This window comes from Streptomyces niveiscabiei (genome assembly GCF_001419795.1).
GTDB classification, from domain to species: Bacteria; Actinomycetota; Actinomycetes; order Streptomycetales; family Streptomycetaceae; genus Streptomyces; species Streptomyces niveiscabiei.
On the sequence record NZ_LIRL01000727.1, the window covers coordinates 1 to 22,254 of the forward strand.

Annotated in this window: 17 protein-coding genes; 13 read left to right on the forward strand and 4 right to left on the reverse strand. The window is 71.4% G+C overall.

Translation table 11 applies throughout. From position 1 onward, the window contains the following. The 3 genes from AOK24_RS31860 to AOK24_RS31870 form a co-directional block, all read right to left on the reverse strand. On the reverse strand, window positions 1-945 hold a 945-nt coding region (locus tag AOK24_RS31860), incomplete at its 3' end, for a toll/interleukin-1 receptor domain-containing protein (RefSeq protein ID WP_159052048.1). Window positions 946-1,124: 179 nt separating this feature from the next. Next, a complete protein-coding gene (locus AOK24_RS31865; RefSeq protein ID WP_055723501.1) occupies window positions 1,125-2,165 on the reverse strand; it encodes a hypothetical protein in 1,041 nt (346 codons plus the stop codon). Continuing rightward, entirely contained in the window at window positions 2,162-3,331 is a 1,170-nt protein-coding gene (locus tag AOK24_RS31870; RefSeq protein WP_055723502.1) for a toll/interleukin-1 receptor domain-containing protein, read from the reverse strand. Before AOK24_RS31870 ends, AOK24_RS31865 begins: the two co-directional genes overlap by 4 nt. A gap of 237 nt (window positions 3,332-3,568) precedes the next feature. Between AOK24_RS31870 and AOK24_RS31875 the strand changes: the two genes are divergently transcribed. From AOK24_RS31875 to AOK24_RS31905, 7 genes are all read left to right on the forward strand, one after another. Then, the gene (locus AOK24_RS31875) at window positions 3,569-3,748 is read left to right on the forward strand and encodes a hypothetical protein (protein WP_055723503.1); all 180 of its coding nucleotides are present in this window, start codon (window positions 3,569-3,571) and stop codon (window positions 3,746-3,748) included. Beyond that, window positions 3,738-4,976, forward strand: coding sequence for an FxsB family cyclophane-forming radical SAM/SPASM peptide maturase (locus AOK24_RS31880; RefSeq protein WP_063799550.1), 1,239 nt, complete (start codon window positions 3,738-3,740; stop codon window positions 4,974-4,976). Before AOK24_RS31875 ends, AOK24_RS31880 begins: the two co-directional genes overlap by 11 nt. 45 nt (window positions 4,977-5,021) lie before the next feature. Next, window positions 5,022-5,792 carry a hypothetical protein gene (locus tag AOK24_RS31885; RefSeq protein ID WP_055723504.1) on the forward strand — a complete coding sequence of 257 codons (771 nt, stop codon included), beginning with the start codon at window positions 5,022-5,024 and terminating at the stop codon, window positions 5,790-5,792. A 23-nt stretch (window positions 5,793-5,815) separates the two neighbouring features. After that, window positions 5,816-9,763 carry an FxSxx-COOH system tetratricopeptide repeat protein gene (gene fxsT / locus AOK24_RS31890; RefSeq protein WP_055723505.1) on the forward strand — a complete coding sequence of 1,316 codons (3,948 nt, stop codon included), beginning with the start codon at window positions 5,816-5,818 and terminating at the stop codon, window positions 9,761-9,763. A gap of 144 nt (window positions 9,764-9,907) precedes the next feature. After that, window positions 9,908-10,693, forward strand: coding sequence for a MinD/ParA family ATP-binding protein (locus tag AOK24_RS31895; RefSeq protein ID WP_133258265.1), 786 nt, complete (start codon window positions 9,908-9,910; stop codon window positions 10,691-10,693). A gap of 9 nt (window positions 10,694-10,702) precedes the next feature. After that, complete coding sequence (locus AOK24_RS31900) at window positions 10,703-11,716, forward strand: hypothetical protein (RefSeq protein WP_055723507.1); 1,014 nt, start codon at window positions 10,703-10,705, stop codon at window positions 11,714-11,716. Next, a complete protein-coding gene (locus tag AOK24_RS31905; RefSeq protein ID WP_055723508.1) occupies window positions 11,713-12,810 on the forward strand; it encodes a cation:proton antiporter in 1,098 nt (365 codons plus the stop codon). Before AOK24_RS31900 ends, AOK24_RS31905 begins: the two co-directional genes overlap by 4 nt. Here AOK24_RS31905 and AOK24_RS31910 read toward each other — a convergent pair. Next, complete coding sequence (locus AOK24_RS31910; RefSeq protein WP_055723509.1) at window positions 12,770-14,587, reverse strand: endonuclease/exonuclease/phosphatase family protein; 1,818 nt, start codon at window positions 14,585-14,587, stop codon at window positions 12,770-12,772. The genes AOK24_RS31905 and AOK24_RS31910 overlap by 41 nt on opposite strands. Window positions 14,588-14,869: 282 nt before the next feature. On the opposite strand from AOK24_RS31910, the gene AOK24_RS31915 reads away from it, so the two are divergent. The 6 genes from AOK24_RS31915 (at window position 14,870) to AOK24_RS31940 (ending at window position 22,136) form a co-directional block, all read left to right on the forward strand. Continuing rightward, the gene (locus tag AOK24_RS31915) at window positions 14,870-16,285 is read left to right on the forward strand and encodes a hypothetical protein (protein ID WP_055723510.1); all 1,416 of its coding nucleotides are present in this window, start codon (window positions 14,870-14,872) and stop codon (window positions 16,283-16,285) included. 158 nt (window positions 16,286-16,443) lie between these two features. Continuing rightward, a complete protein-coding gene (locus AOK24_RS31920; protein WP_055723511.1) occupies window positions 16,444-17,886 on the forward strand; it encodes an alkaline phosphatase PhoX in 1,443 nt (480 codons plus the stop codon). A 104-nt stretch (window positions 17,887-17,990) separates the two neighbouring features. Beyond that, on the forward strand, window positions 17,991-19,226 hold the full coding sequence (locus AOK24_RS48790; RefSeq protein WP_159052049.1) for an LAGLIDADG family homing endonuclease: 1,236 nt from the start codon (window positions 17,991-17,993) through the stop codon (window positions 19,224-19,226). A gap of 62 nt (window positions 19,227-19,288) precedes the next feature. Continuing rightward, window positions 19,289-19,936: a GntR family transcriptional regulator gene (locus tag AOK24_RS31930; RefSeq protein WP_055723513.1), complete on the forward strand. Its 648-nt coding sequence runs from the start codon at window positions 19,289-19,291 to the stop codon at window positions 19,934-19,936. Between the two features lie 37 nt (window positions 19,937-19,973). Next, the gene (locus tag AOK24_RS31935; protein WP_055723514.1) at window positions 19,974-20,990 is read left to right on the forward strand and encodes a 1-aminocyclopropane-1-carboxylate deaminase; all 1,017 of its coding nucleotides are present in this window, start codon (window positions 19,974-19,976) and stop codon (window positions 20,988-20,990) included. A 99-nt stretch (window positions 20,991-21,089) separates the two neighbouring features. After that, window positions 21,090-22,136 (forward strand): LacI family DNA-binding transcriptional regulator, encoded by a 1,047-nt coding sequence (locus AOK24_RS31940; protein ID WP_055723515.1) that lies wholly within the window; start codon window positions 21,090-21,092, stop codon window positions 22,134-22,136. The last annotated feature ends 118 nt before the right edge of the window (window positions 22,137-22,254 follow it).

Below are 22,254 nucleotides of genomic sequence, written 5' to 3' on the forward strand. Positions count from 1 at the left end.
GAGCTGGGCGACGACGAGGCGGCGCACTTCGTGGGTCGCCTCGTCGTCGCCCAGCTCTTCGAGGGCTTCGGCCAGAGCGAGGAGGACGTGCGGGGTCTTCTGCCGCAAGGCGAAGTTGATCAGAGCGATCACGCGGTTGCGCAGGGTGCCGGAGTCTGTGCCGGGGGCCAACTGGACAGGGAAGACGAGGAGTCGGACGGACTCCAGCCAGAGGTCGTAGGTCTCGCGAGAGCCCGAGATGGGGGAGCGGACGAAGGCTTCGATGAGGTCGGTCTTCTTGAAGGCGTCGGCCGGGGACGCTGATGCGCCGAGGTCGGCGACCGGCGTTGACTTCACCTCCGGTGCTGCCTCCTCTACTTCCTTCTCCGGCGCCGTCAGCCCGAACGCCGGTGGGTAGGACGCCGCCGACTCCGCGTCCATCTCCGGTAGTCGGGTCGCCGCCTGCTCGATCATGTGGTCCGTCAGGCCGATCACCAGCTTCTCGTACGCCTGAGGGGCGTCCCGCATCAGGTCGACCAGGCACCGGTCCGTGTACGCCGCGCCGAGCGTCGCCATCCGGAGCTGCAAGTCGGCGACGTCCTGGGGGAGTTCGCGGCTGATGCCGGTCCAGAAGAGGGGCAGGATGGCCACCGGTTCCTCCGGCGCCGCGAGCCCCGCGCGGGCCTTCACCACCGCCCATTCCCGTGCGCACCAGGGGCTCGCCAGGTAGTCGTCCGTCAGCAGGACGACCAGGAATCTGGTCCGCCCCAGCGCCGTACCGATCTTCGCGCGCCAGCCCTGGCCGAGGCGCAGGGAACCGGTGTTGAGGAATCCCTCGGTCGGGGCCGAGCGCCCGCGTTTGATCTCCACCTCCCGCTGGAGCCGGGCGTGGAACTGCTCCACCAGGTCGCTGTCGGCGCGGCGTTCGGCGTAGCTGGTGAAGAAGAACGGCGGTCGGTCGGTCACGGATCCTCCCCGAAGTCGTGGGCCTGCACGGCGAGTTGCGGAGCGCGGAGGGCTCTCGCAGGGCCCTGTGCACCAACCGCCGTCCCCCGCCGTTCCCCGTCCTCCCGTGCGGCCCTCCCCGAGTGTGCCCGAAATGCCCCCGGGTGTCGCCCTGTTCGGGGAACGTGCGGGGGACGGTGTCAGCTGTGGCCGTTCGTGCGCCAGTTCTTGATCGCCTTGTCCACCAGGTGGCGTACGACGCGGGTCGCCTCGTTGTCGCCCTGTTCCTCCAGGGCGTCGGCGAGGGCGGTGAGGATCACCGGTGAGGGGGCGGCCTCGTTGACGATGGCGATGACGCGGTTGCGGGCGGAGCCGCCGTCGACCAGTGGGGCGAGCAGCAGGGGTTTCACGGCGAGTTGGATGGACTGGACCCACAGGTCGAAGGTCTCGCGCGTGCCGTTGACGGGGGAGCGGACGATGGCCTCGATGAGGGTGCGCTTGTCGGTGGGGTCGAGGAGGCTGCCGGCGCCGGGAACCGGGGTGCCGCGCGGCGGGGTGGTGGGGCCGAGCTGGTCCAGGTAGCCCTCGTAGCCGAACTGGTAGACGATCTCGGCGGTCGTGAGGAGGGTGCCGGGGTGGCCCTTCGCGCGGCGGGCGAGGTGCTCGGCCTGTTCGCCGGTGAGGCTGTCGGCGTGTTCGAGGAGGAGCGCCTCGGCGATCGTCGGGCTGAGTCCGCCGAGGGCGAGGCAGTTGTCGCCCCAGGTGAGGCCCTTGGTGCGGGAGGTGACGAGGCGGTGCCCGGTGCCGGGGAGGAAGTGCTCGTAGATGCGGTCGGGGTCGGAGACGTTGTCGTACACGAACAGCCACTTGCTGTCGGGTCTGGGCTTCGGCGGTCCGCCGGGCGTCCGCGCGCAGCGCTCGCGCAGTTCCTGCTCCTGTGTCTCGATCAGGGCGAGCAGCCGGTCGTCGTCGGTCTCGCCGAAGCACTCGAACCACCAGGCCACCTCGTAGCGCCGGGTGAACCGGCGGCAATAGGCGATCGCCATCTGGGTCTTGCCGAATCCCTGCCCCGACTCGGCGTCGTGCAGCAGGACATGGCCGTACCGCGAGAACAACTTGGTGAGCTGGGCGATCTGTTCGTCCCGGCCGGTGAACGGCAGTCCCAGTTCGGGGATGTTGGATATCGGCGGCGGTGCCGTCGCCGAGCGGGCCGAGCGCGGCAGCGGCAGGGGCAGGGTCACCGCGCGTCTCCCTCGCGCTGCCCCGGTACGGTCGGGCCCGCGTCGTGGACCATGTCGCGCAGGAGCTGGGCCTGCCCCTCGTCCGAGCCGGTGAGCTGGACGACCGGAACGCCCCGGCGTACCAGCAACGGCCGTGGTTCGGCGTCGATCTGAACGGGGATCAGATCCGCCGCGTCCTCGCCGAGGAACACCTCCTCCCACTGGTAGGGGTCGGGCGCGCCGGCGGTGAAGTAGCTGCGCGAGAACACCACGACGATCCGTGAGCCCTCCTCCCGCGCCCGCGCGACCGCCTCCGACAGCGGCTCCAACTCCGTGCGCCAGCGCACCTGGTGGACGACCGAGCCGGTGTCCTCCTCCAGCACCTCCTGCATCCAGTCGGCCCACGGCTGGTCGGCGCCGACGTAGCTGATGGCGACGGACCGCAGTTCGGCGGCCGGGCCGCCCGGCGGGCCGCCGCCCCGGTGGCCGACGTCGGAGTAGCTCAGGTAGCCGCCGTTGACCGAGCCGTGGGTCACCAGGTCGCCGCCCGGGACGGTCCGGCGGACGTGCCCGGTGGACGCGGGCGCCAGCGTCGTGCCGAACGCCGGTGCGACCGTGCGCAGTTCGTCCCCTTCGAGGGGGCCGAGGCCGAAGCGCCGCACCATCGCGATCCGCCGCGCGAGCAGGCCGAGGAGAGCGACGTACAGGTCTCCCGCCTCGGGCAGCTGGGACTGCATCAGCCCCGACAGGCCCCGCCGTTCGTACAGCCGGCCGGCCTCGGAGTCGGCGCCGGGCAGCTCCGCGAGGAACGGCCAGGGGTCCGGCGTGTCCCGGGGGCGTTCGCGCGGGGGCACCGGCTTCCACACGAGGGGGATCAGGCAGTCGGCGAGCGGTTCGTGCGTGAGGTACTCCTGGCCCCGGATGCGGCGCCGGAACACCGCCCATTCCAGGCCGCGGTCGCCGTCGCGGAAGTACTCCGGGGAGTACAGCGCGACCATCACGCCGACCTGCGCGACCCCGCTCTGCAACACCGGGCCCGAGCCCGTCTGCGGTCCGAGGACACCGGCCACCCACAGGCCCTCCTGGGCCTTGAGCCGGTACTCCAGGTCGGCGTGGAAGCGGCTGAGCGACGGCCAGCCGTCACCGCGGGTGCAGCTGGTGTAGAAGTAGTTGACGGATCGATCCACGCGCCCCTCGCAGACTGCCGCCGGTCGGGCCGGGACCCCCCGCTCTTCTTGAGGATAGGCTTCCCAGGCCGCCCTGGGTACAGTGAAGAGTGCCTGGCGGGCGCACACGTCAGGCGTACGGGCACACGTCAGGCGTACGGGGAGATATTCGCCGACGTCTCACGAGTCCCGGACTTTAGCAGGGTCCAAGGCCGGTCCCGGCGCGAGCGCGGGGGCTCGGGGGGAACGGAGTCTGGCGTGAAGAGCACCGAGAACGGCCGTGAAGGCAGGCGGGAACGGGGCGAGTTAGCCGAGCTGGCCGGGGCTGTGCCCGCCGACCGGCTGTCCGGCCTCGCGCGCTCCCCGATCGTCGAGGCACTCCTACGCCGGACCAGGAGCGGCCCGCAGACCCCGCCGGGGTGGCACAGTGCCGTCTGACACGCGCCCCGCCACCACTCAACTCCCGGTCACCTTCTCCCAGTTCGTCGTCAAGCTGCACTCCCGCTGCGACTTCGCCTGCCCCGACTGCTACGTCTACGCGCTGCGCGACACCGGCTGGTCCACCCAGCCCCGCGCGATGCCGTACGCGGTACGGGAGTTGACGGCCCGTCGGATCGCGGACCACGTCCGCGCGCACCGCCCGCCCCGGGCCCGCGTCATGCTCCACGGCGGCGAGCCCCTCCTCGCGGGCCCGCGCCGCCTGGCGCACTTCGCGCAGGCGCTGCACGACCGGTGGCACGGCCTGGACACCCCCCTGGACCTCGTCGTCCAGACCAACGGCGCCCAGATCAGCCCGAGTTGGCTGGACGTCTTCCACCGGTACGGCATCCGCGCGGGCGTCAGCCTCGACGGAACGCGGGAGGCGCACGACCGGCGCCGGCGGCGCGCCTCGGGCCGGGGGACGTACGACGACGTACTGAAAGCGCTGGAGCTGCTGCGCGCACACCCGTCCCGGTACGCCGGACTCCTGTGCACGGTCGACCTCGAAGCCGACCCGGTGGAGACGTACGAGGCCCTCCTGAAGCAGCAACCCCCGTCCCTGGACCTCCTGTTGCCGCTCGGCACCCGCCAACACCCGCCGCCCGGCCTCGCCTTAGGGGACACCCCGTACGCCCGCTGGCTCGCGGCGGTCTTCGACCGCTGGTTCGACGCGCCGGTCCGCGAGGTCCCGGTACGGATGTTCGACTCGCTGGTGGACGTCCTACTGGGCGGGTCGAGTGGCACCGAAGTATGGGGAGTCGGCGGCTCCGACGTCGTCGTGATCCAGCCCGACGGCGCCATCGAGCAGAACGACATCCTCAAGGCCGTCCACGAGGGAGCCGCGAGCACCGGCTTCCAGGTCGCCCGGCACAGCCTCGACGAGGCCGCAGCGCACCCGGGGTTCGCGGCCGAGCGGGCGGGGATCGGCGGGCTGTGCGGCGAGTGCCGGGACTGTCCCGTCGTACGCGTGTGCGGTGGCGGGCTGCGGGCGCACCGGTACCGGACCGCCAACGGGTACGACAACCCGTCCTGTTACTGCGCCGACCTCAAGGCGTTCATCGCGCATGTCGGCGAACGCGTGAACGACAGTCTGCTCGCACTGGTGAAAGACCGTCACAACCCCGTTACAGGTCAAGGGAATCCCTCTACCATGGGGATGCCCGCCGGGGTAGAGCCGTTGCATTGATCAAAGGGAACGCAAGGGCCTGGGCTGGGCCGGGGGGAGGCGAGCATGGTGCCGTACTTCTACGTCAGCCATGCGGTCGAGGGCGCGGGGCGACGGGACGTCGAGCACTTCCACGCGGATCTCCAGACCGAGATCCGGGGGCGCACCGACCGCGCGCCGGGGTACGACGGACTCCTCGCCGACCACCGCCGCAGTGATCTGGCGCTCGCCCCGCCGTCCGAGGTCCCGGCGATGAACTGCCGTTGCCTGGTGGTCCTCTACTCCCAGGAGTACTTCCGCAGCCCCTCCTGCACCTACGACCTCTCGGTCTTCGAGGAGCGGCTGAGCTGGCGCCTGCACCGCACCGGCGACGCCTCGGTGCGGCCGGTCGGGGTGGTGTGGCAGAGCGCGGGGCTGCCCGCGCGGCTGGTGGAGGAGACGGCCCGGCAGACGGGCCGGCCCGCTGGCACGGACTATCCCCGCGCCGGAGTCGGGCAGTTGATCCGCGACCCGGCCGCGCGGGGCGGCTACTTACGGGTGTTGCGCAACGTCGCGGACCGGGTACTCTCGGCGGCGGACCGAACACCTCCCACCATGACCGCACATGATGTCGGGTACCTCACTCCTTTCCGGGCTATGTCCCGTACGTCTGCCGTCTCATGGGATGTGCACCTTGCCCCCGTACCGGTACCGTGGCTGAGGCGCACCGGTACGCCACAGGAGACGGCCCCCCAGGGGACCGCGATCGAGCGGCCGGACTCGCCCCCTCGCACCAGATCCTGGTTCTCCTCCCCGGCGGACGGTGAGCGTCCCGTCCTCCGCGGACCGCATGGCTGACGCGAACATGTGGAGCAGCATCAATGAGCAGCGTGGAGCCGGAGCCGCCCGGCGCCGAGGCCGCCCATGAACCGGCGACCGTAGTCACGTTCTACTCCTACAAAGGAGGCGTGGGACGCACGATGGCCCTGGCCAACGTCGCCTGGATCCTGGCGACCGAGGGCAGCCGCGTGCTCGTCGTCGACTGGGACCTGGAGTCCCCCGGACTCCACCGCTTCTACCATCCCTTCCTGAACGACCCGGAGTTGGGCCGCACGACGGGCGTCGTCGACATGGTCCAGGGCTACGGCCGGGACGTGGAGGCCCTGATCCGGCAGCAGTTGGACGAGGACACCTTCGAACAACGCCTGTCCGGGCTCCTGTCGACGCACACCGACGTCCTCCCGCACCGCGACACCATGCGCTGGAGCGACTTCCGCACCCCGGGCACCATCGACTACCTCGGCCCCGGCGTCCAGGACGACCAGTACAGCGAGCGCGTCGCCTACTTCGACTGGGCCGCCTTCTACAGCCAGCACCAGGGCCGCCGCTACGTCGGGACGCTCCGCGAACGGCTGCGGCAGGGGCCGTACGACTACGTCCTGATCGACAGCCGCACCGGGCACTCCGACAACGCGTCCGTGTGCACGCTGTGGCTGCCGGACGTCGTCGTCGCCGGGTTCAACCTGAGCAACCAGTCCATCGAGGGCACCGCCTCCGTCGCCCGCCAGATCCACCAGCAGGCCCGCGAGACGGGGCGGGAGATCCGCATCCTGCCCGTGCCGATGCGCGTCGAGCACGCCGAGCCAGGCAAGGCGGGACGCCGACGAGCCTACGTGGAACGGCAGTTCGCCGGACTCGTCGCCCCTCTCACCACCGGCTCCCTCGACGAGTACTGGGGCCAGGTCGAGGTCCCGCACCACCCGGCGTTCGCCTACGAGGAGACCCTCGTCCCCTTCACGCTGCGCCCCGGCACGAAATCCCTCCAACTCGACGCGTACGTACGGATCGCACAGGAGATCACCCGGGGCAAGATCTCCTGCGTCCGCCCCGTACCCGAGCCGCTGCGCCTCACGTTCGCCGAGCGGTTCGAGGAGGTCCGCAGCCCCGGCCGGCGCACCGCGCGCATCGTGCACGCCGCCCCCGACCGGCTGTGGGCCGAGTGGATCCGCGGCGTCCTTGCCCGGCTCGGCATCAGCTGCGAGACGACCGCGCAGTGGGACCCGCGCGCCATGCCGGCCGACGCGAAACCCTCGTACACCATCCTCGTCGTCTCGCCCGCGCTCCAGTCCGCGCCCCAGCTGGACGCCGTGATCCAGCAGCACCTGAGGGCCGCCGGGCGGCTCGGGTCGGGGGACCGGACCGACTCGATCGTCGCGGTGCGGGTCGAGGAGACCCGCGTCCGGCCGCCGCTCGGCGACCTCAAGGGGCCGCACCTCCAGAACCTCGGGGAGAGCGAGGCCGAGGAACTGCTCCTGGAGCACTTCGCGCAGAACGGCCAGGCCCGCACGCCGAGTTCGGGCGGGGTGCGCTTCCCCGGACAGAACCCGAAGATCTGGAAGACCCCGCCGCGCGGCGCCACCTTCCAGGGCCGCGAGGAGCGCATCGGCGAACTGCGCGACGCGTTCCCGCCCGGCCGGTCCGTGCCCCCGGCGATCCTCACCGGCCCGCTCGGCGTCGGAAAGAGCCGCATCGCCCTGGAGTTCGCCTACCGGTTCGCCCCCGACTACGACGCGATCTGGTGGCTGCGCGCCGACTCCGCCACCTGCGTCCGCGACGAACTCGCCGCCCTCGGCGAGCGGTTGGGCGTCGCCCGGCGCTCCGCGACCGACGCCGTCGCCCGCACCCTGGACGCCCTCGCCGGCGGCTGGGGCGACTACCACCGCTTCCTGCTCGTGTACGACGACGTACGCAGCCCCGCCGATCTCAACGGGCTCGTCCCCGGCGGGGGTTCGAGCCATGTCCTGATCACCTCCGACGCCGCCGACTGGCACGCCACCGGCCGCCCCGTCGAGATCGGCATGCCCACCGAGGCCGAGGCGTGCGAGCAACTGCGCCTGCACTTCCCGGGGTTGCCCGCCGACCTCGCCCGCGACATCCTCGCCGTCTGCGGGCACCTCCCGCAGACCGTCGAACAGGCCGCCGCCTACATCAAGAACGCCGGACCGCCCCTGCGCGAGGCCGTCGCCGCCTACGCCCTCGCCATGCGCACCCGCGCCGAGGGCGGCGGGGCCCACGCCGCCGCCTCCGAACCCGGCTACCCGGCCGCCGCGCACGCCACCTGGGCCGTCTCCATGGAGTCCCTGCGCGCCGACCACCCCAGCGCCGAACGGTTCCTGCTGCTGCTCGCCCACCTCGCCCCGACCGGCGCCGCCCTCGACGTCCTGCGCAGCCCCGCCGCCCTGCGCTGGCTGTGCCCCGAGGAGGAGCCCACCGGACCCGCCACCGCCGGCCGCGCCTTCCACGCGCTCGGCCAACGGGCCCTGGCCCGCACCGACTTCGGCGTCGGCCGCGTCGTCGGCGACCCCATGGGCCTGCGCTTCCTGCGCGACGCCCTCACCGCCGAGGAGTTCCAGCAGTCCCGCGCCGCCACCCAACGCGTCCTCGCCTCCCTCGTCCCGCCCGACCCGGAGGTCGACGAGGAGCGCCACCAGCCGGTGTTCGAGGAACTCGACCAGCACGTCGACCCCAGCGGCGCCGCCCTCAGCGACGACACCGACGTACGCCGCTGGCTCGTCAACCAGGTACGCCACCGGCGCCTCGCCCGCCGCCTCGACCCCGCCCGCACCCTCGCCGAACAGCTCCTGGAGACCTGGACCGAGCGGCACGGCGACCTCGACGCCACCGACGACATCCTCACGCTCCGGCTCGCCGTCGAACTCGGCAACGTGCACCGCGACGCGGGCCGCTTCGCCGACGCCGAACGCGTCAACCACCGCGCCCTGAACCGGCTGCGCGCCCAACTCGGCCTGGAACACCCGTACACGCTGCGCAGCGCCACCGGCCGGGGCGCCGAACTGCGCGCGCTCGGCGAGGTCCAGGACGCGTTCGCCGAGGACCAGTCGACCGCCGACATCCTCAGCACCGTCTTCGGCGCCGACAACCCGTACTCCCTGATGGCCTTCCTGAACCTCGGCCTCTCCCTCGCCATGGTCGGCATGACCGCCGAGGCCCTCGACCTGCACCGCGAGACCTACGAGCGCAGCCGCCGCGTCCTCGGCATCACCCACGAACTCACCCTCAGCCTCGCCGTCCAACTCGGCTGCCGCTACCGGGAGTCCGGCGACTACGCCACCTCCCTCGCCCAGCTGCGGCAGGCGTTCGCGGACGCCGAACGCCACCACGGCGAGTCCGACCCCGTCACCCTCTACGCGGGCCGCGCGCTCGCCGCCACCCTGCGCCGCACCGGCCGCCACGACCCCGACCGGCTGCGCACCGCCCGCAAGTGCGACGCCGACGCCATGGCCGGCTGGCTCGCCTACGCCGGACCCGACCACCACGAACGCCTCGCCGCCTCCCTCGCCCTCGCCGCCGACCTCAGGCTCCTCGGCGAACACGCCCAGGCCTGCCGCCTCGCCGAGGAAACCGCACGCGGGTACGCGAGCTGGCACGAAGGCCACCCCTTCCACCGCATCGCCCAGGTCGATCTCGCGCTGTGCCGGCGCTCCGCCGGCATCCTCGACGGCGTCGCCGAACTCAGCGAACAGGGCTGGCAGGGCCTCGCCGAAACCCTCGGCTCCGACCACCCGTTGACGCTCATCGCGGCCCTCGACCACGCCAACGCCCTCGTCTTCGTAGGGGAGTCGGCCGCCGCCCTCGAACTCGACCGGCGCACCTACGAACGCCTGAGGGTCCGCTGCGGCGACCACCACCCCCTCACCTCGTTCGCCGCGACCAACCTCCAGGACAGCCAGACCCGCGCCGGCGAGAGCGGCGGCAGCGGGCCCGGCGGACAGCGCATAGAGCTGGACATCGACGTGCCGTACATCTGATCGAGTGTCAGCGTCCGGATGCCGGGCACCAGTTGATGACCAGCAAGGAGACAGAAGGGCACGGCCGTGAGGAACGGGCGGGAATGGGGGCAACCCTGGTCGGCCGCGGTGCTCTCACCGTGGCGCGGCACCGGGGCGAGCCTCGTGACGGCCACCGCCGGAGCGCTGATCGACGCCGAGACGGGACCCAAAGGACAGGACGTCGTCCTCATGGACGCCGACCTGGAGAGCGCCGGACTCACCTCGCTCCTCGGCTCCTGGCAGCGCGCCCGCGACGACGAACAGTGCTGCGGACTCCTCGGGTTCGCCCGCGAGGAGAAGATCGCCCTGCGCGACCGGGTCGCCCAGCCCCTGCTGCGCGAACTCTGCTCCCGGGACGGCCGCAGCAAGAACATGAGCCTCTTCAACGGCCTGACCGGCAGGGGGAGTTCGGCGTTCGCCGCGCGCCCCGACCTGCCCGACATCGTCGGCCGGGCCGCCGAGAGCCTCGCCGAGGTCGCCGGCTGCCTCCTCGTCGACTGCGGCACCGGCTGGGGGCCGTGCGCACGCCGGGTGTGCGAGAGCGTCGAGTACGTCTTCCTCGTCGGCCCGCCGGACGGCCGTACCCACCCCGCCGTACGCGAACTCACCGCCCACCTGGAGCGCGCGGGGCTGCTGGGCAAGCTCGCGGGATACGTGGCGAACAGACCCGGTCCCGGTCCGCGACTTCCCGGCCACAATTCGACAAACGGGGTTGGAGGCACGGCTTCCAGGGACACACTGGCAGTACGGACCGTTCTCGACCTGCCCTACGACCCCCGAGCCGCGCAGACCGTCGCCCAGGGGGCGCTGCCCGGCCCGCAGAGCCCCTTCGGCAAGGCGTTCCGCGAAGGCCTCGAAGCGCTCGAACCCGACCTGTTCCGCACCGGCTTCGGCCCAGGCGGCCCCTGAGGAGGCGTGGTGGACACCGCAGACCCCGACCGAACCGACACCGCCACCAGGACCTCGGTGGTGACCCCGCTGCGCCTGCGCGCGGCCCATGTCACCACCGCCAGCGACGACTTCGTCGAGATGTGCGCCGAAGCGCTGCACTCCGACGGGCTCCACCACGTCGCCGCCTACCACCGGGGCGTCTACAACTACTCCGTTGACATCCTGGAGTCGGTCGCCGAGGACGCCGCCGTCGACCGCGAGCTGTACATACGTGTCGGACGCCAGCTCAACTTCCTGCTCGGCCGCATGGACCGCGCCCTGCGCCCCGCCGAGAGCGGACGCCTCATCCGTACGGTCCTCAGACTGGGCGCGGCCTCCGTCTTCCACTACTACGTCCGCCCCGGCGAGTACCTCACCGGCGTCTCGCTCGGCGCCGGGCACGACGAGTCCGGCGACCGGGCGATGGCCCGCCTCGCCGTCCGGTTCGCCGAACTGCTGCGCCTGCGCGGCCCCAACTACGGCGGGTTCGAGGAGGACAGCTTCAAGGGGGCGGCGCCGAGCGGCCGTTCGGACGGCCCGGCGACCGTCACCGAGGCCCTGCACACCGACCGCTCCGGCGCCGTCGGACCGCACCCCGAGACCCTCCTCACCGCCTGCGCCGCCGCCCTCTCCGCCGAGGACCTGCACTACGTCGCCTACCACGACCCGTCCGGCCACCTCGCCGTCGACGTCCTCGAACTCGCCCCGCTCGCCCCCTACTTCCGCAACATCGGCCGGGACAGCCGCCGCGAGCGCTACCAGGACATCGCCCAGCGGCTGCCGTTCGTCGTCGCCCGCCTCAACCACTCCCTCAAGGCCGTCCTGCCCGGCCGCCTCACCCGCACCGTCCTCGACGTCGACGAAGGCGCCCTCTACTACGCCGCCGTCGGCGACGGGCCCTTCCTCCTCGGCGTCACCCTCAACCAGGACCGCGTCTTCCACGCCGACCTCAGGATAGCCGAACTGACGGCGGCCGTGGAACGCGTCCTGGCGTCCGGATGAGGCAACTCGGCCTGCTGCTGGCGCTGTTGGCGGCAGGCTGGGCGGTGGGCAGCGGCACCGGCGAGGTCGGCGGCTCCGGCGCGTTCCTGTTCGCGACGATGCTCCTGCTCGCCGTCGGCCTCTACGGCTCCACCTCCGACATCTCCCTGCGCGAGGCCCGCGAGCACCTGGGGCTGATCGGCCTCGCGGTGACGGTCGGCGTCGTCGCCAAAGCGGCCCTGATCGCCGGGGTGTTGTGGCTCGCGCTCGACGATCCCGCCTACCTCGTCCTCGCCGTCACCGTCGCCCAGGTCGACCCCCTCTCCGTCGCCGCCCTGCGCGACTCCTCCCGCATGTCCCCGCGCGCGAAGACGATCCTCGCCGTCTGGGCGTCCTTCGACGACCCCGTGACCGTCCTGCTCACCGCGTTCACCGTCCCGCTCGTCGCGGACGGCGAGGGCATCGGCGGCTCGGCGGGCGGCTACGCGGCCCAACTCGGCTGGAGCGCCGTCCTGGTGGCGGTCGCCGGGGGCCTCTGGTTCCTCGTACGCCGGTGGCGCGGGCGGCTCGCCGACGTCGCCGGGGCCGTGCTGGTCGCGGGGATGCTGGTGCTCGCCGCGTCGTACACGCTGATGCTGGGGATCGCGGTCGTCGGGCTGTTCTTCCGGCCGGAGTTCCTGGGGCGCTGGGTCCCCCACGTGACCAAGGCCGCCTACGCGGTGGCCGCGTCCCTGCTCGGGATGCTGCTCGTCGGAGGCGTCGGCCTCGGGTACGGGGTCGTCCTCGGCGCCGCCGCGTTCGCCGCGCACGCCGTCGTCGCCGCCGTCCTGACCCGCCGGCTCCCGCGCACGGACCGGGTGCTGCTGTCGCTGGGCCAGCAGAACGGGGTCACGGCGATCGTCCTCGCGCTCTCCCTGGAACCGGCGTTCCCGCGCGCGCCGGGGATCGTCGCGCCCGCGATCGTGACCGTCAACCTCCTGCATTTCCTGGCCAATTCGGCCGTAGGAAGGACAGGGAAGGGCGACGGCCCGGTCCTCCGGCGGAAGAGGGGACCGGGCCGTCGTATCCGTCGTCCTACGGCCGGAAGCGCAGCACCTGCGGGTCGTGGTCGCTGATCTGGTCGTGGAACTCCGCGTTGACGTGCACGGAGTCGTAGTCGAAGGCGCAGGACCGGCGGATCGAGGGGCTGATCAGGATCTGGTCGAGGACCTGCGCGTTGCCCTGGTAGACGTACGAGTAACGCTCGTTCTTCGGCAGGGACTTGATCGCCGACCAGAGCGCGCCGTCCGACTCCAGGATCCGCGCGGTGCCGGAGAACTCGAAGTCGTTGATGTCGCCGAGCGCGATGACGTCCGCGTTCTTCTGGGTGTCCAGGATGTTCTTGACGAACGCGTTGACCAGCGTGGCCTGTTGGTGGCGCTGGACCTCCGAGGAGCGGGCCGGGGGCTGGTACTGCGAGGTCAGACCCTGGTCGCCGCCCTTGGAGTTGAAGTGGTTGGCGATCAGGAAGACCGTCTTGCCGCGGAAGGTGAACTCGCCGACGAGCGGCTTGCGGCTGTTCTTCCACGCCTCGTCCGCCGGGGCGATCCGGCCCGGGGAGACGGTGAGTTCGGCCTTGCCGCGCACCTTCGTGACCCCGACGGCCGTCGTCGCGTCGCCGCCCGCGCGGTCCGTGAAGGAGACGCGCTCGGGGTTGAAGAGGAACACCTGGCGGATGTTGCCGCCGGGCTCGCCGCCGTCCTGGCCGTCGACCGGGGAGATCGAACGCCAGTCGTACGTCGGGCCGCCCGCCGCGACGATCGCGTCGATCAGCTTCGTGACCGTGACGTCGGCGGCGGTCGTGCCGTCGTTCTTCGCGCCGTTGTCGTCCTGGATCTCCTCCAGGGACACGATGTCGGGCGACTTCAGGTTGTTCACGATCGCGGACGCGTGCGCGGCGAAGGTGGTGTCCGAGGGGTCGAGGTTCTCGACGTTGTACGTCGCGACCGCCAGCTCGTTCCGCGCCTGCTTGCGCGTCGACTCGCGCTGCACACCGGCGCTCTTGAGCGTGCCGAGCTTGCTCGCGACGAGGGTGTAGCCGCCGAACTGGTTGTAGTCGAGGGGGCCGGCCGTCTCGCCCTTGAGGGTGTCACCGACGTTCGCTTCGGGGAAGTCCGCGGTCGCGCCGAGCGACTGGATCTGGAGCCGTCCGGTGTTCTGCGACGTGTACGAGCCGTACACCGTGCCGCCCCGGCGGTTCGCGTTCTCCCACGGTTTCACCGTCACCCACAGCTCGGTGTACGGGTCCGTGGCGCCGACCACACGCGCGTCGGCGACCTGGACGTTCATGCCCTCCAGGGACTCGTAGTAGTCCAGGGCGTACTTCTTCGGCTCCAGCGTGAGCCCGTTGACCGAGCCGTCCGGCGCGGGCGCGTACGCGGCCGGGACCGAACGGGCGCTGATCACGACCGGCGCGGGGAGCGCGTTGCCGCTGGAGACGACGGTGGTCGTCGGCTTCGTGATCTCGGTGATGGCCTGGTTCCCGGAGGCGGTGCCGCCGGGGACGAACTCCGAGACCGTTCCCGTGACCGTGACCGCGTCGCCGACCGCGACGCCCTTCGGGGTGGAGCCGGTGAAGACGAAGACGCCCTCACTGGTCGCCGGGTTCGCGTCCGGGTTCGGGTCCTGGATCCAGAAACCCCGGGACGAGCCGTACGTACGGATGCCCGTGACGATGCCGGGGACGTCCGTGACCTGCTGGCCGGCGTACGGCGAGAGCCGGGTGGTGCCCTGGATGTCGTGGACGCGGACGGTGTCCGCGTGCGCGGGCGAGACGAGGACGACGGTGGACGCGGCCGAGCAGACGGCGGCGACGGTGAGCGCGGCGAGACGCGCGGACGACTTGCTGGGCAAGTGATCCCTCCGGGGCGGGAATGGGGCGGGGCAAGGACGGCACAGCGCGTGGGGGGAGTGCGGGGTGTGTGACACGTATAGAAAGCGGACAGGACGGTGAACAGCCGTTCCCCGTTTCTACGGTTTCTACGCGCGTCAATCTCCTTGTTGATCACGCCACTTGTCAAGGTTTCGGCCATGTACGGGGAGCGGCGGGCAGGTGAACCGGGCGACAGGGGGCGAATCCCGTCTAGGCTTCGGGGTGAGGCACTTACGGGTTGTACCGCTGAGGAGAAACAGCCGATGTCAGACAGCTCCCCCCTGCCGCCCGTGCGGCTCGCCACCGAAGCGGAGCTGGCGCGGGACGCCCTCGCCGTACCGCTGCTGGAGCGGGCCGCGCGGCTCGCCCGGTGGGCCGGGCCCGCGACCCGGGTGGACGCCGGGGGCGGGCTCGTGGAGGAGCAGCTGCCGGCCGCCGCGCAGGAGCTGGGGCTGACCGGGGAGGACGCGCCCGCGTACGCCAGCGAGGCGTGGCGCGTCGCGATCGACGCCGGGCTCGTCGAGATCGACGACGAGGAGGCCGGGACCGTCCGTACGGGCGAGGACCTCGCGCTGCTCGGCGGCTCCCCGCAGGACGTGCTGACCGTCTGGCTCGCCGCACTGGAGACCGTCCTCGCCGACGCCGGCACCCCCGACCTCGACGCGCTCATGGAGATGATGGACGAGGGCGGCCGGGTCGACCTCTCCGAGCTGGACTGGGACCCCGAGGCCGAGGCGGAGTTCCTCGACGGGGTGCTCGGCAATCTGTACCTGCTGTCCGTCGCCGAGGACGGGCCCGGCGAGGGGCCCGTGCCGCTGCCCGCCCTCGCCGCCTCGATGATCGTCCCCGGGGACATGGGGGAGCCCACCAACGACGTCCTGGAGCAGGTCTCCGACGCGATGATGCGGCTCGACGACCAGTTCCGCCTCCTTGAGCCGGTCGGGCTCGTCGAGTACGAGCCCGTCGACGAGGCGCTCATGGAGGGCGAGGTCTCCGAGGGCGTCGACGAGACGGACGTCTCGCGGTACGGGATGGTGCGGCTCACCGCGCTGGGGCGGTACGGGCTGCGGGCCCGGCTCCTCGACGCCGGGTTCGTCGTCCCGGCGGTGGGGGAACTCGCCGACAAGGGCGCCGACGCGCTGCTCGACGGAACCGCCTCGTACGGGTCGCGGGCCGCGCTGGCCGAGACCGAGCAGTGGCTCGGGCGGCGCCAACCCCTCGACGCGGCGCGGGAGTTGCTGGCGGCGGCGCGGGGAGCCGACGAGGGGGCTCCGCTGCGGCGGCTGCGGTGCCAGCAGGCGCTGTCGCTCGTGGGGGCGGAGGCGGAGCCTGCCGTACGGGAGGTCCTCGACGATCCCGAGCTGGGCGGGCTCGCGCGGGTGTGGCTCAGCGAGCTGGGCGTCGCCGATGTGCCCGCGCCGTCCGAGGAGATGGTGTTCTGGCTGACCATCGACACGGTGGCCGCGCAACTGGCCGCTGAGGGGAACTCCGAGGAACTCCAGGCGCTGGTGGAGGGGCTGGCGGCGCAGCACGAGGGGTTCTTCGCGGCGGTGTGGCGGGTGGGGCATCCGGCGACGGCTGATGTGTTGGAGGCGATGGGTCGGCTGCACCCGGACAAGAGGGTTGCGAAGGAGGCCCGTAAAGCGGCGTTTAAGGCGCGGTCGCAACAGGGGGGTTGATCTTCGGTTGGCGAGTGCGGGCTGTAGTGGGCTGATCGCGCAGTTCCCCGCGCCCCTTAGGGCGTTGTTCAACTGGCGTTAAAGCGTGAGCGGGAGTGTGTCTTCGCGGGCCTCCGCGCGCCACCCTCCACGGCACCCGACTCGTCTCAGGAGACAACATGTCGCTCACCCGCAGGGACTTCGCCGCGAGATCCGCGCTCACCGGAGCCGGGGTGGTGCTGGCCGGCACTGCCGGTGCCCTCGCCACCGCGCCGAACGCCCTCGCCTCCACGGACGTCGAGAGCGAAGGGTGCGAGCACGGGGGAGTGGGGTACGGGCCGCTGCTGCCCGACCCCAAGGGCCTGTTGGCGCTCCCCGCCGGGTTCTCGTACCGCGTCATCACCTACAGCGGCAGGACCAGGCTGGAGTCGGGTGAGTTCACGCCGTCCAACCACGACGGCACGGCGACCTTCGACGGGCCGCGCGGGACGACGCTGCTCGTCAACAACCACGAGCTGAAGGGGCCGCGCGCCAACTGGGCGCACCCGGTGCCGCTCACCGAGGGCCTCGTGTACGACCCCGCCGCCTCCGGTGGCTGCACGGTCGTCGAGGTACGGCCCGGCGGGCGGGTCGCCGAGTGGGTCGGGATCGCCGGGACGTCCACCAACTGCGCTGGCGGGCGCACCCCTTGGGGGACCTGGCTGACCTGCGAGGAGAACTCCGACCGGGCCGGCGTGAACGGGATGACCAAGGACCACGGGTACGTCTTCGAGGTCGACCCGATCGACCGGCGGGCCAACCGGGACCCCAAACCCCTGAAGTTCTTCGGGCGTTACGACCACGAGGCCGTCGTCATCGACCCCAAGCGCGGCCACGCCTACCTCACCGAGGACGCCGCGAGCCCCAACGGCCTCCTTTTCCGCTGGACCCCGCCGAAGGGCTTCGAACACGGCCGGGGCAGGCTGCGCACCCTCGCCGACGACGCCGGTGTCCTCCAGGCGCCCAAGTGCTTCGACTCCGGCGGCACGTTCGTCGACGACCTGTCCCGGGCGACGAAGACCGGCACCGTGTACGGCGTCGACTGGGTCGACGTACCCGACCGCGACGCGAAGACCACCGCCGTGCGCAAGCAGTTCGCCGACGGCCAGATCACCCGCGCCCGCAAGCTGGAGGGCATGTGGTGGGCGGACGGCGGCGCCTACATCGTCTCCTCCTACGCCCGCTCCGAGAGCCCCGCCCAGCACGACGGGCAGGTCTGGTTCTACGACCCGAAGCGGCGCACGCTCACCCTGAAGGTCCTGCTGGGCGTCAACCCCGACCCCGCGGATTCTTCGGCGGGTGGCGCTTTCGACGGCCCCGACAACATCACCGTCTCCCCCTACGGCGGCCTCGTCATCGCCGAGGACGGCGAGGGCGTCCAGCACCTGTTCGGCGCCACGGACTCCGGCCGGACGTACCCGATCGCCCGCAACGAACTCAACGCCGGGACCGAAGAGGAGCCGGAGTACAGCGAGTTCACGGGTGTCACCTTCTCGCCCGACGGGCGGACGCTGTACGCCAACATCCAGAGCCCGGGGATCATGGTGGCGATCACGGGGCCGTGGAAGCGGCAGAAGCGGTGAGTTGCCAGCTGCTTTTCGATGACTGACCTTCGACTTTGTGCGGCCCCTCCTGACAGCCTAGTGTTCCAGTTTCACACTGATCGCTGGTTGTTCCGGGAGGGGCTGTGTGGGAGGCGAGACAGAGCGGTATCGCCGAAGGCGCGCAGATATGGCTTCCTGACGGATCGACGCGTGCGGTCGAGGAGGTTGTCGGCCGACGGCTTCCTGTTCTTTCTTTCAGCAAGGAATGGGACACCAGACCGGTTCGATACGGGGCTGGTCAAGGCGCCCGGGATCACACGGTCGGTGATCTCGTGCCGACAGTTCCAGTCGCCTGGTGTCGTGATGTGGTTCGAGAGGTAAGGATCATCCGGTTCGTCTCCGGGCGAACCGTGGAAGCCGCCCTGGGGCATGAATGGGTGACGCAACGCCGGGTGGGACGGCAGGCGTGGGAGTGGAGACGAACCGACACCCTGGTGCCTGGCGATCGGGTGCCGGTTTCCCTGACAGCATCTCGGTTCGGGGCCGAGGGACGGGCGGACGATGGATATTTCGTCGGCGCGATGCTCGGTGACGGCGGGATGACGTCCTGTACTCCGGAGTTCCATGGCGATCCGCGGGACGGGGCGGTGCAGTTCATGCGGGAGCTCGCCGCAGAACACGGTTGCGGGGTGCGTGAGATTCCTCAGGGCAGCATCGTGCGCGTGCGGTTCCCGTTCAGGTCTGGATATCGGAACCCGATCACGAATATTCTTCGGCGTTACAGCGTCTGGGGGCTGAGATGCGAAGAGAAGAAGCTTCCTGATATTCCGTTCAGCCGTGACTTCTGGATCGGATGCCTTTCCGGGCTTGTCGACACTGATGGCTGCGTCCGTGAACGAGTCAATACCCGAGGAACGGTCCATGGCTCGGTGGAGTTCGCGTCGGTATCGCCCCTGCTCGCCGCGCAGGTATCGGATGCCCTTCTGCGCCTCGGAGTCGTCAACCGAGTCAGAGTGGTTCAGCCGAGATCAGGGCGGGAACGTGTGATCAACGGCTATGCGGTGGTGACGCGGAAGCCGTTGTACCACGTGGAGATTTCGCGGGCTTCGGCACTGGTGCGGTTGGCTGGGCTCCTGACGCTTCGCATCAGCTACAAGGCATCCACGCTGAAGCGGTTGGCGGATCTGGTCGGACACGTTGCTCCGGCGCGGAGTGAGATGCACGGTTACGACGAGTCCGTCGCACTGGACCGCGTGAAGAGCGTCGAGCCTGGAGGGATGCGTCGCGTGTACGACGTCACCGTGAGCCCCTCGGGCCTGTTCTTGGTCAATGGACTTGTCGTGGGAGCCGGAGGATCGTCGGGGAGACGAATGCTGTGACCGGCTGCAAGCTGTGACTGCCACTTGTCCGGGTTAACGACTGACATCTAACATGTCAATTCATGGAAGCCATAAGACCCGTGGGCCGTACCCTCCTCAGGGACCGGGCCTGTGAAGCCATTCGGGACGCCATCGTCAGTGGGGAGATCGAACCCGGGGCGGTTGTGCGGGACGTCGATCTGGCCGAGCGGCTGGGGCTGTCGAGGGCGCCGGTGCGGGAGGCGTTCGCGCGGCTCGTGGATGAGGGGCTGCTGGAGAGCAAGCCGCAGAGTTATACGCGGGTCACGCCGCTCGTCGCGAGCGAGGTGCGGGACGCCGCCGCCGTCGTGGGCGCGATGCACGAGTTGGCGGCCCGGATCGCCGTAACCCGCCTCACCCTCGCGGACATCGCCACCATGCGCGCCGCCAACGAGCGGTTCGCGGACGCCGTCGTCGCGGGGGACGTCGACGCGGCGCTCCTCGCGGACGACGAACTGCACGACGTCCTCGTCCGGGTGGGCGGCAACCGCGCCGCCGCCGCCACGATCGCCCGCTACACGCCGCTCATCCGCCGCCTGGAGCGGCGCCGGTTCGGCGAGGGCGGCAACTGCCGGTCCGCGGGGCTGCACGAGCAGTTGATCGACGCGTGCGAGGCCGGGGACGTGGCCGGGGCGGTGCGGGTGACGGCGGAGATCTGGCGGGGGCTCGAAGAACTCGTCGACCTGGTCTGAAAGTTCGCGTTTCTTGAGACACGTTCGGGAGAACCTCATGTCCCTTTCCTCGTACGACCGTTACCCCCTCCTCTTCGGCCCCTCCCCGGTCCACCCCCTGGAGCGCCTCACCGAGCACCTCGGCGGCGCCGCCCTGTGGGCCAAGCGCGAGGACTGCAACTCCGGTGTGGCGTACGGCGGCAACAAGACGCGCAAGCTGGAGTACCTGGTCGCCGACGCGCTCGCGAAGGGGTGCGACACGCTCGTGTCGATCGGCGGGGTGCAGTCCAACCACACCCGCCAGGTCGCCGCCTGTGCCGCCCGCGCCGGGCTCAAGTGCGTGCTGGTGCAGGAGAGTTGGGTGGACTGGCCGGACTCCGTGTACGACAAGGTCGGCAACATCCTCATCAGCCGCCTCGCCGGCGCGGACGTCCGGCTCGTGAAGGCCGGGTTCGGGATCGGGTTCAAGGAGAGCTGGGAGCTGGCGCTGCGGGAGGTCGAGGAGTCGGGCGGCACGCCGTACGCGATCCCGGCCGGCGCCTCCGACCACCCGCTCGGCGGGCTCGGGTTCGCCGGGTGGGCGTACGAAGTCGCCGAGCAGGAGCGTGAGTTGGGCGTCTTCTTCGACACGGTCGTGGTCTGTTCCGTCACCGGCTCCACACAGGCCGGGATGGTCGCCGGGTTCGCGGCGCTGGAGGAGGCGGGCGGGCGTCCCCGCCGCGTGCTCGGCGTCGACGCCTCGGCGAAGCCCGCCGAGACGCGGACGCAGATCGCCCGTATCGCGCAGGGCACCGGCCGACTCATCGGCGTCGAGCGGGAGTTGACCGAGGCGGACGTCGAGCTGGACGAGCGCTACCACGCCGGGATCTACGGCGTCCCGGACGAGACGACCCTCGACGCGATGCGCCTCGCGGCCCGCACGGAGGGCATGGTCACCGACCCGGTGTACGAGGGCAAGTCCATGGCGGGCATGGTCGATCTGGTCCGGCGGGGCGAGATCGGCGCCGAATCGACCGTCCTGTACGCCCACTTGGGCGGGCAGCCGGCGCTGAACGCGTACAGCGCGCTGTTCTGAGCGGCCGAAGCCGCCGCCGCGCACAAAGCCGCCGCGCACAAAGCCGTAGGCCCACACGAGAGGATCATGTTCCCGCCCTGGCCGGATACAGTTCACCCCGTGTGGGCCGACGAAGAGCGACAGAAGCCGCGTATCGAGCAGCCTGACGGCCCGAGCCGCCGGGCCACGATCCATGACGTGGCGCGGCTCGCGGGCGTCTCGCGGCAGACGGTCTCGCGCGCGGTCAACGACAAGGGCGAGATCGACCCGGCGACGAAGGAACGCGTCCTGGAGGCCGCCCGGCTGCTGGACTACCGGCCGAGCCGGTTCGCGCGCGGCATGGTCCGCAAGGGCGCGGTGACCGCAGGGCTGGTCATTCCCGACCTGCGGAACCCGTTCTTCCCCGAGGTCGCCGCCGGGGTCCTGGAGGCCGCCGAGCAGCGCGGCTGGCAGGTCGTCGTCTGCGACACCCGCTCCGACGGCGCCCGTGAGCGTGAGGCGCTGGACATGCTGTCCCACCAGGCGGACGCGGTCGTCGGCTACTTCAAGAACGAGGACGACGTACTGGCCCGCCACCTCGGCGGCGTCCCCCTCGTCCTGCTCGAACGCGGCCCGCAGCAGACCCGGTTCGCGGCCGTCGGCATCGACGCGGCGGGCGGCCTCGAAGCCGGGATGGCGCACCTCGTGCGCGCGGGGCACCGCCGGATCGGCATGCTGGACGGCGACCGCTCGACCGGGCCCGGGCCCCGGCGCGAGGCGTTCCTCGCGGAAGCCCGGCGGCACGGGCTCGACCTCGACGAGCGGTGGGTCGTGCAGTGCGCCGAGCACACCGTCGCCGGCGGCGAGAGCGGGATGGAGCGGCTGCTGCACGCGCACCATCCCGAGATGACGGCCGTGTTCGGGTTCAACGACCTGATCGCGGTCGGCGCGATGCGCACCGCGCGCCGACGCGGGCTGACCGTCCCCGGCGACCTCGCGGTGCTGGGCTTCGACGGGCTCTCGCTCGGCACCCTCGTCGAACCCGCGCTCACCACCCTCGACCTGGACAAACGCCGGCTCGGGCGGCTGGCGATCGAGCAGGTCGCGCGGCTGCGCGCGGGGGAGGAACCGCTGTCCGGCGAGGACGCCTGGGTGACGCCCGAGCTGGTGGTGCGGGCCTCCGCCTGAGGGGTCTGCCCGGGATCTGTCCTGCTGACATGACGTCAGCACATTGCCCGTGTACGCGTCTTGACACTGGTTTTCGGCCGCCCCAATACTCGACGGCAACGTTCCCGTGAACGTTCAC

What these genes read in the sequence shown, in the direction of transcription:
- AOK24_RS31935 (WP_055723514.1), top strand. Translation starts at nt 19,974, where the DNA reads ATGTCCCTTTCCTCGTACGACCGTTACCCCCTCCTCTTCGGCCCCTCC.
- AOK24_RS31915 (WP_055723510.1), top strand. Translation starts at nt 14,870, where the DNA reads ATGTCAGACAGCTCCCCCCTGCCGCCCGTGCGGCTCGCCACCGAAGCG.
- AOK24_RS31920 (WP_055723511.1), top strand. Translation starts at nt 16,444, where the DNA reads ATGTCGCTCACCCGCAGGGACTTCGCCGCGAGATCCGCGCTCACCGGA.
- AOK24_RS31905 (WP_055723508.1), top strand. Translation starts at nt 11,713, where the DNA reads ATGAGGCAACTCGGCCTGCTGCTGGCGCTGTTGGCGGCAGGCTGGGCG.
- AOK24_RS31930 (WP_055723513.1), top strand. Translation starts at nt 19,289, where the DNA reads ATGGAAGCCATAAGACCCGTGGGCCGTACCCTCCTCAGGGACCGGGCC.
- fxsT (WP_055723505.1), top strand. Translation starts at nt 5,816, where the DNA reads ATGAGCAGCGTGGAGCCGGAGCCGCCCGGCGCCGAGGCCGCCCATGAA.
- AOK24_RS31885 (WP_055723504.1), top strand. Translation starts at nt 5,022, where the DNA reads ATGGTGCCGTACTTCTACGTCAGCCATGCGGTCGAGGGCGCGGGGCGA.